Genomic DNA, 16340 nt, shown 5'->3' with positions numbered 1-16340 from the left:
TGTTGCTTCGCTTCGCTCGCAATGACGTCTATATGGCAACTAGCGGGATCGATTGGGCCGCAAACCCCCGATTTATCCCCAGATTCGCCGTATTTCGGCCACTTCCAGCTTGCCGCTGCCCCGACTCCCGTTAGAGATAGTCGTCCGAATTTAAGGGATATCCTTATCCCGTGCCCGACCAAGGGGGACTTGAGGCTGTCATGAAGGCCACTATCGAACGTTCCACGCTGCTGCGCTGCCTTTCCCACGTGCAGTCGGTCGTCGAGCGCCGCAATACCATTCCGATCCTCTCGAACGTGCTGATCGAGGCCGCCGCCGGCGGTGCGCTCAAGATCATGGCGACCGACCTCGACCTGCAGGTCGTGGAAACGCTGAGCGCGGTTTCGGTGGAGCAGGCCGGTGCGATCACCGTCTCGGCGCATCTGCTGTTCGACATCGCGCGCAAGCTGCCCGAGGGCAGCCAAGTCAGCCTCGATTCGGCGGACAACCGCATGGTCGTGAAGGCCGGTCGCAGCCGCTTCCAGCTGCCGACGCTGCCGCGCGACGACTTCCCGATGATCGCGGAAGGCGAACTGCCGACCAGCTTCGAGGTGCCCGCCGCCACCCTGGCTCAGCTGATCGACCGCACCCGCTTCGCGATCTCGACCGAAGAGACGCGCTACTACCTCAACGGTATCTTCCTGCACGTCAGCGACGAGGAACTGAAGGCCGCCGCCACTGACGGTCACCGTCTGGCGCGCTTCACCATCGCCCGTCCGGACGGCTCGGAAGGCATGCCCGACGTGATCGTGCCGCGCAAATGCGTAGGCGAACTGCGCAAGCTGCTCGAAGAGGCGCTGGACACCAACGTCCTCGTCGACCTGTCGGCCAGCAAGATCCGCTTCACGCTGGGCGGCGAGCACGGTGTGGTACTGACCAGCAAGCTGATCGACGGCACCTTCCCGGACTACACCCGCGTCATCCCGACGGGGAACGACAAGCTGCTCAAGGTCGATCCCAAGAGCTTCTTCCAGGGCGTGGACCGCGTGGCGACCATCGCCACCGAGAAGACCCGCGCGGTGAAGATGGCGCTGGACAGCGACCGGATCACCCTGTCGGTCACCTCGCCCGACAATGGCACGGCGGCCGAGGAAGTGCCCGCGCAGTACGCCGCTGAAGGCTTCGAGATTGGCTTCAACGCCAATTACCTCAAGGACATCCTCGGTCAGATCGACGGCGACACGGTGGAACTCCACCTTGCCGATGCGGCCGCGCCGACGCTGATCCGTCAGGACGACAAGAGCCCCGCGCTCTACGTGCTGATGCCGATGCGCGTCTGACCTTCACGGCAGGCAAAGAAAAGGGCCGGGGCGAAAGCTCCGGCCCTTTTTCTTTGTCATGGCTAAGGGTTCAGGCCCGTCCGGTGGCCTCGATCATCTTTTCCAGTTCGACGAACTTCTCGCGCGGGGCGCCATCGCGGGCAGCGGCGACTTCGGCTTCGTCGATCTTCTGCCAGTCGGTGAACTTGACGACCTGGATGCCGCGCTGTTCCGCGAGGGCATCGAAGCCAGGGCGGCCTGGTTTGCCGGAATCGCCCTTCATGTCCGCCGCGATCTTCTCGACGATGGCAAATCCGTCCGGGCGGTTGGTGCCGATCGTCCCGGTCGGCCCGCGCCTTGCCCAGCCCACACAGTAGAGACCGGGGGCGATGCGGCCTTCGATGTTGGCGAAACGGCCGCCCTGCTCGTCATAGGGCACGTCGGGGATCGGCGAAGTCTGATAGCCGATGCAGGCGACGACGATCCCGGCAGGGATGCGATAGGTTTCTCCCGTGCCGATGGCCTTGCCGTTCTCCAGGCGGGTGCGTTCCACTTCCACCGCTTCGACATGGGTGTCGCCGAGGATGGCCTTCGGGGCAGCGAAGAAGTCGAATTCGACCGTGACGTCATCGGCGCGCGGGTTCTGGTTGGTCGCGAAGGCGCGCAGCAGACCGAGGGATTTGCGAAGCCCCGTATCGAGGCCTGCGTCGGCTTCCAGCGGAGGCAGGTCGGCGGGATCCACTACGGGGTGCGCACGTTCCAGCTTGGCGAGTTCGCCCAGTTCCTTGGGTGTCATCGCGATCTGGTGCGGTCCGCGTCGCCCGAGGATCACGATGCGCCGCACCGCCGAATTGTGCAGGGCGGCGAGGGCATGGGCGACGATGTCAGACCCCGCGAACTCCGCCTCCGACTTGGCGAGGATACGCGCCACGTCGAGCGCGACATTGCCGTTGCCGACGATGACGGCGGTGTCGTGGTCCAGTTGCGGGTCGAGTCCGGTAAACTGCGGATGGCCGTTGTACCAGCCGACGAACGCGGCGGAGCCGAAGACGCCCGGCAATTGCTCACCGGGGAGGCCGAGCTTGCGATCGTGCGGCGCGCCGGTGGCCAGGACCACGGCGTCGTAAAGGTCCTGCAATTCGGCGACCGTCACGTCGCGGCCGAGCATCACGTTGCCGACGAATCGGACGTTGCGGGTGAGCGCCGTGTTTTCATAGCGACGGGCGACCGCCTTGATCGATTGATGGTCGGGCGCGACGCCGGTGCGGATCAGACCGAAGGGCACGGGCAAAGTGTCGAATATATCGACGTGCACCTCGTCGCCCCACTGCTTGAGTGCGGCTTCGGCGGTGTAGTAGCCCGCCGGGCCGGATCCGACGATGGCGATGTGCCGCATGGCTATGTCTCCCGTATCTGGCCGACTTCGTTGCCGGCCGGTTGAATGGAAGCAAGCACGGCGACGAAGCGGTATCAAGTGAAATGCTTCGGATTCCGGATCGTTGCCCGATCGATTGCGGTCGTCTCGCTTAACGGTTTCGCAACGGCGGCAAAGGCATGGTTGCGGGCATGAAGAAACCGGGTCTGCGTGGCGAACGACAGGCGGCGCATTCGGGCGCCGAGCGAGGGCTTCTGCCCGCAGCGCAGGAGGCGAAGAACGATTCGCACGGCAATGCCGCACCCGCTGCGTCCTCCCCCTTCGCGGGGTTCGCCCGATGGAGCGGGCGGCCCGATGCCGGAGACTGCCTCCATTATTTCACGTGTCGCCGCTGGGTCCTGATGGGGCCGGCGCTGCTTGTCAGTGCGCTACTGATGGGCCTTATATCCGGGACATTGCCGGACATGGTGGCAGGCCTGTGCATGGCCCTCGGCATGGCGCTGTGCCTGCCTGCTTCGATCTATGCGCGCATGGAGCGCAGGGTGGTTCACAATGGATGGCAGCGCTATCCGCTGCTGTTCGTCGCGATCCTGCTGCCGATGATGCTGTTCGGCTTCGGAGCGGCGCGCTGGACAAACCTGCACCCGCACCTTGGCTGGGAGGTGACGGTCAATATCTTCGTCATCGTCGTGTTGATGGCGACGGCGTTGCTGGAGAATCGACTGACCTCGATCATTGCCGCGACGATAGGGCTATGGGGGGGCGGCTCGCTCCACGCTGGCTCGATGGCCTCGTTCACACTGCTGACGGTAGGCACGGTGATCGGCCTGCTCATGGCGATCCGGCAGGCGCGTACCGCGTCGTCGCAATCGAATCGCCATGCAGAGCGCGAGCGCGAGCAGCGCCGCGCCGAACAATTGCTTCATGAGTACGAGCAGACCGGGCAAGGCTGGTTCTGGGAGACCGACCGTCAGGGCAAGATCACGTATGTGACCCGGAGCATCGCCGCCTTGTTGGGCAGCACCGTGTCCGAGATGGAGGGTAAGCCCTTCACCGGCATGTTCATGCTGGAAGCTGCGGGGCAGGAGGGGGAGCGCACACTGGTGTTCCATCTCAACACGCGCTCCTCGTTCCAGGACCTGGGCGTGCGTGCTGCGACGGGCGAGAAGGACGAGCGCTGGTGGTCGATCTCCGGTCGCCCCGTGCTCGACCAGTTCAACAATTTCATGGGCTTCCGTGGGTCGGGCACGGATCTGACCGAAAAGCGTCGCTCGCAGGCACACGTCACGCAGCTAGCCCGGTTCGATTCGCTCACCAAGCTGGCCAACCGCTTCCAGATGTCGGAGTGGCTGGAGAAGATCCTGACCAGCCCGCGCATAGAGACCCGCGCCTGTGCGGTATTCCTGCTCGACCTCGACCGCTTCAAGGCGGTCAACGACACCATGGGGCACCCGGCGGGCGACGCCTTGCTCAAGCAGGTCGCCGAACGACTGAGCAATACCGTGGGCGATCGCGGCCGCGTCGGGCGCCTCGGTGGCGACGAGTTCCAGGTGATCCTCCACGGCGCGCAGAACCGCGAGGGTCTGGCTCATCTGGCGCGCCGCATTATCGAGAACCTGTCGCAGCCCTACACCATCGAAGGTGCGCGGGTGACCATCGGCGCCTCGGTCGGCATCGCACTGTGCCCCGATGACGGCATGACCTCGGATGCACTCATCCGCAACGCGGACCTCGCGCTTTACGCGGCCAAGGGCGGCGGACGCGGGCGGCATCACTTCTACGATGAGGACCTGCACTCCGACGCCAAGGAGCGCCAACAGCTTGAGCAGGACTTGCGCGACGCCATCGCCAGCGGGTCTCTCGAACTGCATTATCAGCCGCAAGTGCGCACCACGAGCGAGAAGATCACCGGTTTCGAGGCGCTGCTGCGCTGGAACCATCCGGTGCACGGCTATATCTCGCCGGCCAAGTTCGTGCCGGTGGCCGAGGAGACCGGCCTCGTCGCGCAGATCGGCGAGTGGGCCTTGCGCACCGCCTGCGCCGATCTTGCAAAGTGGCCGGAAGAGGTGCGCGTCGCGGTCAACGTCTCGCCGCTGCAGTTCGCCAACCCCGCACTGCCGGCCATCGTCACCAGCGCGATCGCCGCTGCAGGCGTCTCGCCCGGGCGCCTGGAATTGGAGATCACCGAGAGCGTGTTCCTCGGCGACGACAGGACCACCGAGGCAATGTTCTCCGCGCTCAAGAACCTCGGCGTGCGGCTGGCGCTCGACGACTTCGGGACGGGCTATTCCTCGCTCGGCTATCTGAAGAAGGCGCCGTTCGACAAGATCAAGATCGACCAGAGCTTCGTGCGGGGCGCCACCATCCAGGGCAGCCGCAACGGGGCGATCATCTCCTCGATCGTCAACCTTGCCGAGGCGCTCGGCATGGAGACGACTGCGGAAGGCGTCGAAACGCTGGACGAACTGGACCTCGTGCGCATGCTGGGCTGCAGTCACGTGCAGGGCTACATCTACGAGCGACCACTCAATGCACAGAGCGTTCTGGCGCAACTGGCCGACGGCCTCATAGCCGTGGCGAAAGGCCCGCGTTCGGCCCGCGCGACGCGGCAGACGATGCTGCGCAAGGTCGCGCTGGAACATGGACCGCACAGTTACGAAGGCACCATTCGCAACATCTCGCAGCACGGCGCGATGATCGAGGGCCTGTGGAACGTGCCGGTGGGAACGACATTCGGTGTGCATCTGGCGGATGACTATGTCGTCATGGCGACCTCGCGCTGGTGCAAGGAGGACCGCATGGGGCTCGAGTTCGGGCAGCCGCTGGAACTCGACGGCAATGGCGCGGTCCTGTTCACGCCGGTCCGGCCGAGGCGCGAGAAGTCGGAGACGGCACCGCTACGCCGTACAGCGTGACGCCTTGCGTACTTTTTCGCATTTTCCCGCGCCGGAGGTGATTTCACACCGGCGTAAAATGCTCTAACGGCGCTTCCATGACCGAACTCGCGCAGATCCGTAATTTCAGCATCATTGCCCATATCGACCACGGCAAGTCGACGCTCGCCGACCGTCTGATCCAGACCACCGGCGGCCTGTCCGAGCGCGAGATGAGCGCGCAGGTGCTCGACAACATGGATATCGAGAAGGAACGCGGCATCACGATCAAGGCGCAGACCGTGCGCCTGAACTACACCGCCTCCGATGGCCTGACGTATGAGCTGAACCTCATGGACACGCCGGGCCACGTCGATTTCGCTTACGAAGTCAGCCGCAGCCTTGCCGCCTGCGAAGGCGCATTGCTGGTGGTGGACGCCGCGCAGGGCGTGGAAGCGCAGACGCTGGCGAACGTCTACCAGTCGATCGAGCACAACCACGAGATCGTGCCGGTCATCAACAAGATCGACCTGCCCGCAGCAGAGCCGGAGAAGGTGCGCAACGAGATCGAGGAAGTGATCGGCATCGACGCTTCCGAGGCGGTCATGGCCAGCGCCAAGTCGGGCATCGGCATCGCCGAAGTGCTCGAAGCCGTCGTCAAGAAGATCCCGCCGCCCAAGGGCGAGCGCGACAAGCCGCTGAAGGCGATGCTGGTCGATTCGTGGTACGACCCGTACCTCGGCGTCGTCATTCTGGTCCGCGTCATCGACGGTGTCATTAAGAAGGGCTTGCCCGTCAAGTTCATGCAGGGCGGCACCGACCACCTCGTCGATCGCGTCGGCTGCTTCACGCCCAAGCGCATCGACCTGCCCGAACTCGGCCCCGGCGAGATCGGCTTCATCACCGCGCAGATCAAGGAAGTCGAACAGGCCAAGGTCGGTGACACCATCACCACGGTGAAGGGGGGCGCCACGCAGGCGCTGCCGGGCTACAAGGAAGTGCAGCCCGTGGTGTTCTGCGGCCTGTTCCCGGTCGATGCCAACGACTTCGAGAAGCTGCGCGAATCGATCGGCAAACTGCGCCTCAACGATGCTTCGTTCAGCTTCGAGATGGAATCGAGCGCGGCGCTGGGCTTCGGCTTCCGCTGCGGCTTCCTTGGCCTGCTGCACCTGGAGATCATCCAGGAGCGCCTGAGCCGCGAGTACGACCTCGATCTCATCACCACGGCGCCTTCGGTGGTCTATCGCCTGACGATGACCGACGGGTCGATCAAGGAACTGCACAATCCGTCCGACATGCCCGATCCCGTGAAGATCGACTTCATGGAGGAGCCGTGGATCAAGGCGGTGATCTACACGCCCGACGAATACCTCGGCTCGATCCTCAAGCTGTGCCAGGATCGCCGCGGCATCCAGAAGGACCTCACGTACGTCGGCGGCCGTGCGCAGGTGACCTACGACTTGCCGCTGAACGAAGTTGTGTTCGACTTCTACGACCGCCTCAAGTCGATCAGCCGCGGCTACGCCAGCTTCGACTACGAGCAGACCGGGCTTCAGGAGGGTGACCTCGTGATGATGAACATTCTCGTCAACAACGAGCCGGTCGATGCGCTGTCGATGATCGTTCACCGCAGTCAGGCCGAGCCGCGCGGGCGCGCGCTGGTCGAGCGGCTGAAGGAACTGATCCCCCGTCATATGTTCAAGGTGCCGATCCAGGCCGCGATCGGCGCCAAGGTCATCGCGCGCGAGACGATCAGCGCCATGCGCAAGGACGTTACGGCCAAGTGCTATGGCGGCGACATCAGCCGCAAGAAGAAGCTCCTCGACAAGCAGAAGGAAGGCAAGAAGCGCATGCGTGAATATGGCAATGTCCAGATTCCGCAGGAAGCCTTCATTGCTGCGCTGCGCATGGGCGAGGAATAAGCTCCACTTGCCGGAGAGGCCGCGAAAAGGCCCGGCAACCGCACCGGCGGTTGCCGGGCCTTTTCGCGTTGTTACCTCGGAACCCGATGTTTTTATGGTAAAATATTGACTAACTATGTTTATGATTGCGGCTGCGTAGTATCGTTGGTTAGTTTTAAGGCGGAGCCGGGTGGGTCGCTGGCAAAGTATGGCGGACAGAAATCTCAACGAGCATGGAGCGAATCGCGTGCAGGGCGCAGGGCTTCAGCATGTCTTCCCCGGACTGACCCCCAAGCAGCATGAAGTGCTGCGATTCGTATCCGAAAATCGGACCAGCAAGGAAATCGCCTGGGAACTGGGCATCTCCGAAAGCGCCGTGAACCAGCGGATCGAGGGCGTGCGTATCCGAGCCGGCTCTCCGCCGCGCGCCGAACTGGCGCGGACCTACAGGCAATATCTGCTGGATCAGGACGCACCCTGTAATCCAATACCAGATAAGATTCCTCAGGTTCCGGAAGTGCTGCCCGATGCATCAGTCAGGGCTCAGGACGAACCGGCGGCAAGCCTCGCTCTCTCGGATGCCATGACCTACACGGTCACGGCGCCCTGGCAGCGCGAGACTTACGGCCAGATCGTCCCGGAGGTGCTCGATGGGGCAAATGCCGGGCTAAGCCGGACAGCCGCCATGGTCGCCATCGCCGGGGGTATGCTTCTGGTGGCGATGGTGGGTCTTGGCGTCGTTCGTGCGCTGGCCGATCTGATCTGATCGGAACGGCCTTGTTCCAGCCTCCCCAAACCTGTGTTTGTGGCGCGTCCGCCGAGCCGGTCCCGCGTCAGGGGGAATATTGCCATGTCGATGACCATTGCTGCCGCTACCGCCCGGATCGCCCGCCAGCTTCCCGAGGCCGAACTTTCGCTCGACTCCGCGCTTCTCGCTTCTGCGCGGCTGATGGAATCGATGCTGCTGGCCCGTCAGGCGGACGGGGTGGAGACCTTCACTGGCCAGACCGCACTGATGCGCCTCGCCAAGGCTCAGCGTACGCTGATCGAAAGCCAGAACGACATGATCCGCGTCCATCAGGAACTGCGCGGTGTCGGTCTCGAAGTGAAGGCGATCACGGACGACGCAGGCACCTGCCCGAAGGAAAGCGGCCTCGCCGTGGCAGAGCCGATGCTCCGCAGCGCCTGATATTCCATGCCGTCCGGCCGGGAATGCGGAGGCGACATGCCTGAGCATTCCTGGCTGGAAATCCTGTGGTTTCACAAGGACAAGATTCAGCTTGCCGTCTATGCGCTGCTCTTCCTCTACTGCCTGGCGCGCAGGATGCCTGCGCCGGAGTGCGTCCTTTCGGGGGCGCTCTTCGGCATGGGGGCAATCGACAAGCTGCATCACCTTGCGATTGGCGGCTCGATCATCTGGCGTCATGCCAACGTCGGGCACTTGTGCATCGATGCGCTGGCGATGGCGGGCATGTACGTCGTCGCGCTTCATGCCAACCGGATATATCCGTTATGGATAGCTGGTGCGCAGATCATAGCGATGTTCGGGCATTTCTACCGTTTGGCGCTGGAGGAGATCAACACCTTCGCTTACGACGCCATGGCGGTGACGCCCTCCTACATCCAGTTCGTGGCGATGCTGCTGGGCGTGGTATGTCACATGTCGCGGCGCACGAGGCTGGGCAAGTATCCATCCTGGCGGCGCTCCTCGCTCCCTACGCTGGAGACGCCGGCGAGGATATTGCCGGGCGCCTGATCGGGCATTTCGGGTCGCTGCGTACGATCTATTCCGCATCGCTCGAATCCCTGCGGCAGGCCATGGGCGACGATGGCCCGTCCAGTGCCTGGCTCGCCGATGCGATCGTGGCGGCCCGCCGTCTTGCCGAAGCGGCTTCCCGCGAGGCGATGCGCGGCTTGCCACTGGATACCGGATCAGCCGAGTTCAGGCGCTACCTCGTCAATCGACTGGGTTGCCGGCGCGAGGAGTGCGTGCAGGTCTTCTATTTTAATGGCGAGGGCATCTACATCGCCGAAGACCTCTACACCGGCGGCAGACGGACAGAGTGCCTGATCCCGCTGCGCCGGACGGTCCGCCGCGCCTTCGATCTTGACGCCAGGCGCATCGTACTGGCGCATAATCACCCGTCTGGAGCAGCCCGTCCCAGCGCTGACGACATCGCCGCCACCGCCAGGTTCAGGCAAATCGTCGAGCCACTGGAGATACGGCTCGACGACCATTGCATCGTTGCTGGCAATGCGGTTGCCAGCATGAGGACCATGGGGATTTTCTAGTTCTTCAGGCGCAGGCTGACGAAGAGGGTGCGTCCCTGCTCGGGGTAGCCATCGACGGTGGTGTAGTTCTCGTCGAACAGGTTGCGTCCGCCGAGGCCCAGGGTGGCCCATTCGGTCACGTCGAAGTCCACGCGCAGGTTGGCCAGTGCATAATTGCCGGTCTGGTAGTAGCGGGTTCCCGCGGTGTTTACGGTCCAGCGCTTCGACGCGACGTCGAGGCTCGGCAGGATGCGCAGCGCCGGAATAGGCGACCACTCGGCCCAGACGAAGCCCGAATGCTCGGGCACGCCGGTGATGTGGAACGAGGTGATCCGCGACAGCGTGGGGTCGTTCAGCTTGCGATGCACCCAGCCGTAGTTGGCGCCGACACGCAGCGTCTCGGCGATCTGCGCGGTCGCGGAGATGTCGGCGCCGTAGTAATCGCCCGAGCCGACGTTGCGGCTCTGCGCGGTGGACTGGCCCTGGTAGATGAACGGGAACGAGACGATCGCGTCATCGACCTTGGCGTACCAGCCCGAAGCTTCGATGCGCAACGCTCCGAACTGGCGTGTGCCGCCCAGTTCGACTTGCGTGGCGCGTTCGGCCTTGAGGTCGGGGTTGGAGGTGGCGCCGCCGAAGCGGGTGCTGAAGCGCTCGAAGATGGTCGGGAAGCGCGCACGCGAGGAGACCGACAGGTGCACGGTGGTCGCCTCATCGGGCGTCCAGAGCAGTTGCCCTTGTGCATTCCACGCATCGCCGTTGCGCAGGTCGTAGTAGACGAAAGCGCCCGAGGTGTAGTCTTCGGCGCGGCGCAGGTCGCGCCAGTCGTAGCTGGCACCCACGACCAGTTCCAACTGCGGCGTCAGTTTGTAGCCGTTCTCGATCGCGGCGCTGTAGGTTTCCTCGATCGTGGTCTGCCAGGGTTCCCATGTGCCGGAAGGGAAGCCCTGCTGGATCTCGCGGTGGCGGTCGTTGCGGTAGTGGAACGAGACGCTCAGTCGCTCGGCCTCGCTGGGGTTGAGGTCCAGCTGGGCGGAGCCGCCGTAGGCACGGTCGCTATAGGCGCTGTTGAACGAACTGCCGCGCGTCTGGGTGTTCAGATTGGCGTTGTCGAAGCTGTCGAGGCTGTTTTTGAAAGTGTTGTAATAGGCGCGCGTGCGCAGCGTCGCGATCTCGCCCAGTTGCGTGGTCGAGAGGAAGTAGACGTTCTGCAGGTTCCAGTATGGCCAGGTCCAGTAACGCAGGCCGGTCAGGTCGGAGACGTGGAGCGGTGCGAGCTTCTCGCCCTCCTGCCGCGTAAAACTGATCGCGTATTCATCGGTGGCGTTGGGGGTGAAGCCGATCTTGGCGTTTACGCGCCAGTCTTCCGAGCGGGACAGGTCACGTTCGCCGCCGTCTTCGTTGTGGGTGGCATCGAACTTGTTCGAAAGGTCCCAGTGATCGGTGAAGTTGCGCGCGTAGCTGGCCTGCGCGTACCACTTCTCCTGCCGCGTGCCGAGCGAGACGAAGCCGGTGTAGCCCGCATAGTCCACGTCGTTGTCGAGGTTCAGGCTGAAGCGCGCCTCGGCGTCGAATTCCTTCTGCGGCTTGCGGGTGACGAGGTTGACCGCGCCGCCCATCGCGCCCGGACCGTTGAGCACCGAGACATAACCCTTGGCGACCTGGATCTCGGCGACGTCGGGCGTCAGGAAGCGGCCGTAGTCGAGGCGTCCGTCGGCGGGCAGGTAGACGCGGATGCCGTCGATCGACAACGGCACCTGGTAACGGTCGAAGCCGCGCACGTAGATCAGCCGCTCGTTGCGCGAATTGCCCGAGAGGCCCGAGGTGACGCCGGGGATCAGCTTGACCGCTTCATCCAGAGTATCGCGCGAGAAATCGTAGATCGCCTCGGCATTGACGGTGGAGGCGGTAATGTCGCCGTTCCCCGTGCGCGGCGCGGTGACGACGATCTGGCCGAGGCCGAAAGTATTGTCGGTGTCATCAGCGGCGAATGCGGGCGCTGCCACGCAGACCAGCGACGCGGCGAGCGCCGCGGTGATCGCATACTTCATATTATCCCCCTTGAACCTTCTGAAGATTCGCGCTTGGAACGAATCTGTATCCCGCCGTACATAATTACATCGGGCAGTACACAAATATATTCCATGAAACATAGAATGGGCACGGAGCCATGATCATGACACGCACCTTCGGCGCACTTCTTCTTGCGATCGCGGCGACAGGTTCCGCGCAGGCGGCCGAGCCGATGCCCGGGGCGATGACGGGCCACGATCATGCCGCCTGCGCCGCGCCTGCTGCTGTTCCGGCCGATCTTGCGGGATGGAGTGCAGCACATCGACCGGTGAAGGCGGCGGTCAAGGCAAGCGGCGCGGCCAAGGCGCTGCTGGAGCAGGGTGTCGCTGCCGATGCCGCGCTCGCGCCGACGCCGAAGGTCACGTACGTGATCGAGCCCGGAAAGCCGGGCGGTTCTGTCAGTTTCGGCGGGCTCTTTGCGTTCGACGTCGCTGCTGCCGGTCGCTACCGCGTGGCGCAGAGCGGGCGTTCATGGGTCGATGTGATCGTCGAGGGCAAGGCGGTGCCATCGGTAGCGCATGGTCATGGGCCGGATTGCTCGGGCATCGCCAAGATGGTCGAGTACGATCTTCCGGCTGGTCGCCATCTGCTGCAGATCGCGGCCAATGGCGAACAGGTGCTTACGGTGATGGTCGCTCCCGTCCGATGAGGCATACAGGGGGCTGGGCGTTGCTGCTGTCGAGCCTCGTCCTTGCGGCCGGGGCAGGGATGGCGCGCGACGGCCGGGGCAATCTCGATGCGCAAGTCGCGCTCGGACGGCGGCTGTTCCATGATGGCGATCTCTCGATCAACGGCACGCTGTCTTGCGCGACGTGCCACGATCCGCGCCACAGCTTTGCCGACGGCGTGCGCGCGCACCCGGGCGCGCATGGCGAGCCGGGCCTGCGCAACGTGCCGTCGCTGGTAAACGTCGGCAGCTTTTCGCCGCTGACCTGGGGCAATCCCTCGCTGGCCACGCTCGAGCAGCAGGCGCTGGTGCCGATTGCCGGCGAAGACCCGGTCGAAATGGGCATGAAGGGGCAGGAAGCCGAACTGACGCGCCGCCTCTCGGCCAATCCCTGCTATCGCAAGCTGTTCAAGGCGGCGTTCCCGGCGACGCGCGGGCGGATTGACTTTACCTCGGTATCGGCCGCGCTGGCAGCGTTTCAGCGCACGATCGTCAGCCACGAGACCGACTGGGACCATGCTGCTGCGGGCGGCCCGGTGCTGGACGAAGCAGCCGCGCGCGGAGAGGCGCTGTTTCGCGGGAAAGGCGAGTGCGCCGGGTGCCACTCGGGCCGCGAGTTCACCGACTTTGCCTTCCACCGCCTGCCGGGAGCGCCGGCAGATCCTTCGAACGGCGACTTCGGCCTTGCGCGTGCCACTGGCCGGGTGGAGGATCGCGGGAAGTTCCGCACGCCCTCGCTGCGCAATGTCGCTCTGACCGCGCCCTATCTCCACGACGGCAGCGCGGACACCATGACCGAAGCCATCGCGCGCCATGGCACGAGACTGTCGCCCGCCGAGACGGCGGACATCGAAGCGTTCCTCAATGCCCTGACCGATAGGGCGGTGGGCGCAGACCCGCGCTACGCCCGGCCGGGCAAGGCTTGCGACGCGTCCTGATCCGTCAGGCGACGACGCAGCGGTTACGGCCCCCGCGCTTGGCCTCGTAAAGCGGACCATCGGCGCGGGCGATCCATTCCTCGGCGACGGTTGTGCCTTGATCGAGCGCGGCGATGCCGAAGCTGGCGGTGACTGCGATCGTCCGCGTCGGGGCGACCACGATAGGGCGCGCCTCGATCGCGGCGCGGAACCGTTCGGCGGCGGCAAGCGCTTCACCCACGCCGGTTTCCGGCAGCATCATCGCGAATTCCTCGCCTCCGAGACGGCCGAGCACGTCGGCGGAGCGGCCCGCCGCGCCCAGCGTCGCGGCAAGATCGCGCAGGACGGCGTCTCCGGCGGGATGGCCCCAGGTGTCGTTGACGGACTTGAAGTGATCGACGTCGATCAGCACCAGCGAAGCAGCGCGGCCGTAGCGATGGTACCGCGCGATCTCCTGGTTCGCCTTCTCGATGAAGCCGCGCCGGGTGAGGGCGCCGGTCAACTGGTCGCGCTCGGCGATGCGGCGCAGTTCCATCTCGTTGACGACGATCCGCGCGAAGTTGCGCAGGATGTCGAGTTCGCCGTCGGTGAATTCGCGGGTCTTGGTATCGACCGCGCACAGTGCGCCGACATTGTAGCCGTCGGACGTCACCAGCGGCACGCCCGCATAGGCGCGCACGTGCGGGTCCTGCAGCACTGCGGGGTAGTCGGCAACGCGCGGGTCCTGTGTGGCGTCGGGGATGAGCAAGGGGGCGTGCTGCTGGATGGCGTAGGCGCAGAACGATTCGCTGCGCGGGGTCTCGGTGGCGTCGATGCCCTCGATCGCCTTGAACCACTGGCGGTCCTTGTCCACCAGCGTGACGGCGGAGATCGGCACGCCCAGCACCGTGCGCACGAGGTTCACGACATTGTCGAACGCCTCTTCGCGCGGCGTATCGAGAATGGCGAGGCGTTGCAGGGCGGCGAGGCGGGCGGGTTCTTCGGCCAGGGCGGTCTGGGCATGCATCCGGCAAGTACTCGTGCGGCGCGCCGAGGTCCTAGGCGCAGGGGCAAGGGTTCGATCCTCGGCTATTTACATAGTCGATAGTTAATGAACTCGGAACGACTGCAACCCTGCGTCGCCTGCCGCATTGCAGCAAGCAACCATTTGACAATACGCGTCCTGACACGAAAGTGTCGTCTATTGCGCACATGCCTGTTGCCGTACCATTGGAGACCCCGTCCTTGACCCAGATCGCCACAGTTCCGACCACCCCGTTCGACGGTCAGGCGCCCGGCACTTCGGGCCTGCGCAAGAAGGTGAAGGTCTTCCAGCAGCCGGGCTATGCCGAGAACTTCATTCAGTCGGTCTTCGACGTCGTCGAGCCGCAGCCCGGCGCGGTGCTGGTGATCGGTGGTGACGGACGCTACCACAACCGCACGGTGATCCAGCAGGCGATCCGCATGGCGGCCGCCAACGGTTATGCCCGCGTGCTGGTGGGGCAGGGCGGCATCCTCTCCACCCCGGCCGCGAGCCATGTGATCCGCAAGTACGGCGCCAGCGGCGGGCTGGTGCTCTCGGCCAGCCACAACCCCGGCGGGCCGGACGAGGACTTCGGCATCAAGTACAACATCGCCAATGGCGGCCCCGCGCCCGAGAACGTCACCGGCGCGGTGCTGGATCGCACGAAGACGATCGATCGCTGGCTGACGGTGGAGGCGCCCGACATCGACCTCGACGCCGTTGGAGAGGTGCACGTGGGCGCGATGACCGTGCAGGTCATCGACCCGGTCGCCGACTACGCCGATCTCATGGAGGAACTGTTCGAATTCGACGCGATCCGCAAGATCGTCGCCTCGGGCTTCACGATGCGCATGGATTCGATGAGCGCGGTGACCGGGCCCTACGCGGTCGAGATCCTGGAACGCCGCCTCGGCTTCGCGCCCGGCACCGTCGTCAACGGCGTGCCGCTGGAAGACTTCGGCGGGCACCACCCCGACCCCAACCTGATCCATGCCAAGGACCTCTACGATCTGATGATGTCCGAAGACGCGCCCGATCTGGGTGCCGCATCGGACGGGGACGGGGATCGCAACCTCATCATCGGGCGCGGGCGCTTCATCACGCCCTCGGATTCGCTGGCGATGCTGGCGGCCAACATCGAGATCGCCCCGGCTTATCGCGGGCGGCTGGCGGGCATCGCCCGTTCGATGCCGACCAGCGGCGCGGCGGACCGCGTGGCCGAAGGGCTGGGCGTGCCGGTCTTCGAGACGCCGACTGGCTGGAAGTTTTTCGGCAACCTGCTCGATGCAGGCAAGGTCACGATCTGCGGCGAGGAAAGCGCGGGCACCGGCTCCGACCACGTGCGCGAGAAGGACGGGCTCTGGGCGGTTCTGCTTTGGCTCAACATCCTGGCGGTGCGCGGCATCAGCGTGGACGACCTCGCGCGGGAGCACTGGGCGCGTTACGGTCGCAACTACTATACGCGCCACGACTTCGAGGGCATCGCCACCGAGGGCGCGAATGCGCTGATGGACGGGCTCAAGACGCAATTGGATACGCTGCCGGGCGCTGTTTTCGGGCCGTTGACGGTCAGCCATGCGGACAGCTTCTCTTATACCGATCCCGTCGATGGTTCGGTCAGTGCGAACCAGGGTATCCGCGTGCTGTTCGAGGACGGAAGCCGCATCGTCTTCCGCCTCTCCGGCACCGGCACGCAGGGCGCGACCTTGCGCGTGTACCTCGAACGTTACGAGCCGCGCTTCGGCGATCTCGACGCGGAGACGTCGGCGATGCTGGAGCACCAGATCGCTGCTGCTGAGACGATCGCCGGGATTGCGGCGCATACGGGGCGGACGGCGCCGGATGTGATCACTTGAGGCATGCGTCGTCCCGGACTTGATCCGGGACCGGTGGCTGTCTTTAGGCATACCTTGGAGGCGCGCTTCAAAGTAGGCTGTTCATGGCCAGCGGTCCCGGATCAAG

General features: G+C 64.7%; 13 protein-coding genes. 10 read left to right on the top strand and 3 right to left on the bottom strand.

What is annotated here, in order from left to right:
- Window positions 1-200: 200 nt before the first annotated feature.
- On the top strand, window positions 201-1319 hold the full coding sequence (gene dnaN, locus ACYPYD_RS11110; RefSeq protein WP_008830966.1) for a DNA polymerase III subunit beta: 1119 nt from the start codon (window positions 201-203) through the stop codon (window positions 1317-1319).
- A 70-nt stretch (window positions 1320-1389) separates the two neighbouring features.
- Here dnaN and ACYPYD_RS11105 read toward each other — a convergent pair whose 3' ends face one another.
- On the bottom strand, window positions 1390-2694 hold the full coding sequence (locus ACYPYD_RS11105; RefSeq protein ID WP_069707548.1) for an FAD-dependent oxidoreductase: 1305 nt from the start codon (window positions 2692-2694) through the stop codon (window positions 1390-1392).
- 170 nt (window positions 2695-2864) lie between these two features.
- Here ACYPYD_RS11105 and ACYPYD_RS11100 point away from each other — a divergent pair, with 170 nt between their 5' ends.
- The 6 genes from ACYPYD_RS11100 to ACYPYD_RS11075 all read left to right on the top strand — a co-directional run bounded on the left by ACYPYD_RS11100 (window position 2865) and on the right by ACYPYD_RS11075 (window position 9739).
- Window positions 2865-5588 (top strand): EAL domain-containing protein, encoded by a 2724-nt coding sequence (locus ACYPYD_RS11100; RefSeq protein ID WP_231958130.1) that lies wholly within the window; start codon window positions 2865-2867, stop codon window positions 5586-5588.
- A 77-nt stretch (window positions 5589-5665) separates the two neighbouring features.
- On the top strand, window positions 5666-7468 hold the full coding sequence (gene lepA / locus ACYPYD_RS11095) for a translation elongation factor 4 (protein ID WP_069707550.1): 1803 nt from the start codon (window positions 5666-5668) through the stop codon (window positions 7466-7468).
- A gap of 169 nt (window positions 7469-7637) precedes the next feature.
- Window positions 7638-8213 (top strand): helix-turn-helix transcriptional regulator, encoded by a 576-nt coding sequence (locus ACYPYD_RS11090; RefSeq protein WP_459663161.1) that lies wholly within the window; start codon window positions 7638-7640, stop codon window positions 8211-8213.
- Window positions 8214-8297: 84 nt separating this feature from the next.
- Entirely contained in the window at window positions 8298-8636 is a 339-nt protein-coding gene (locus ACYPYD_RS11085; RefSeq protein ID WP_008830961.1) for a hypothetical protein, read from the top strand.
- A gap of 36 nt (window positions 8637-8672) precedes the next feature.
- Window positions 8673-9203 (top strand): hypothetical protein, encoded by a 531-nt coding sequence (locus tag ACYPYD_RS11080; protein ID WP_008830960.1) that lies wholly within the window; start codon window positions 8673-8675, stop codon window positions 9201-9203.
- A complete protein-coding gene (locus ACYPYD_RS11075) occupies window positions 9101-9739 on the top strand; it encodes a JAB domain-containing protein (protein WP_155986143.1) in 639 nt (212 codons plus the stop codon). Before ACYPYD_RS11080 ends, ACYPYD_RS11075 begins: the two co-directional genes overlap by 103 nt.
- Here ACYPYD_RS11075 and ACYPYD_RS11070 read toward each other — a convergent pair.
- On the bottom strand, window positions 9736-11769 hold the full coding sequence (locus ACYPYD_RS11070) for a TonB-dependent receptor plug domain-containing protein (protein ID WP_459663158.1): 2034 nt from the start codon (window positions 11767-11769) through the stop codon (window positions 9736-9738). The two genes, ACYPYD_RS11075 and ACYPYD_RS11070, sit on opposite strands and share 4 nt — an antisense overlap.
- A 125-nt stretch (window positions 11770-11894) precedes the next feature.
- On the opposite strand from ACYPYD_RS11070, the gene ACYPYD_RS11065 reads away from it, so the two are divergent.
- Both ACYPYD_RS11065 and ACYPYD_RS11060 read left to right on the top strand, forming a co-directional pair.
- Window positions 11895-12440 carry a hypothetical protein gene (locus ACYPYD_RS11065; protein WP_459663155.1) on the top strand — a complete coding sequence of 182 codons (546 nt, stop codon included), beginning with the start codon at window positions 11895-11897 and terminating at the stop codon, window positions 12438-12440.
- Window positions 12437-13396, top strand: coding sequence for a cytochrome-c peroxidase (locus ACYPYD_RS11060; protein ID WP_459663153.1), 960 nt, complete (start codon window positions 12437-12439; stop codon window positions 13394-13396). The genes ACYPYD_RS11065 and ACYPYD_RS11060 overlap by 4 nt, the downstream gene beginning before the upstream one ends.
- Window positions 13397-13400: 4 nt before the next feature.
- Here the strand turns inward: ACYPYD_RS11060 and ACYPYD_RS11055 are convergent, their stop codons facing one another.
- Window positions 13401-14381 carry a sensor domain-containing diguanylate cyclase gene (locus tag ACYPYD_RS11055; protein ID WP_459663151.1) on the bottom strand — a complete coding sequence of 327 codons (981 nt, stop codon included), beginning with the start codon at window positions 14379-14381 and terminating at the stop codon, window positions 13401-13403.
- A 218-nt stretch (window positions 14382-14599) separates the two neighbouring features.
- Between ACYPYD_RS11055 and ACYPYD_RS11050 the strand changes: the two genes are divergently transcribed.
- Window positions 14600-16234: an alpha-D-glucose phosphate-specific phosphoglucomutase gene (locus ACYPYD_RS11050; RefSeq protein ID WP_459663149.1), complete on the top strand. Its 1635-nt coding sequence runs from the start codon at window positions 14600-14602 to the stop codon at window positions 16232-16234.
- Window positions 16235-16340 lie beyond the last annotated feature (106 nt).

It is taken from the genome of Novosphingobium sp. 11B (assembly GCF_054589055.1).
Note: the sequence above shows the minus strand (reverse complement) of the source record. Positions and strands in the feature narration are given on the sequence as shown.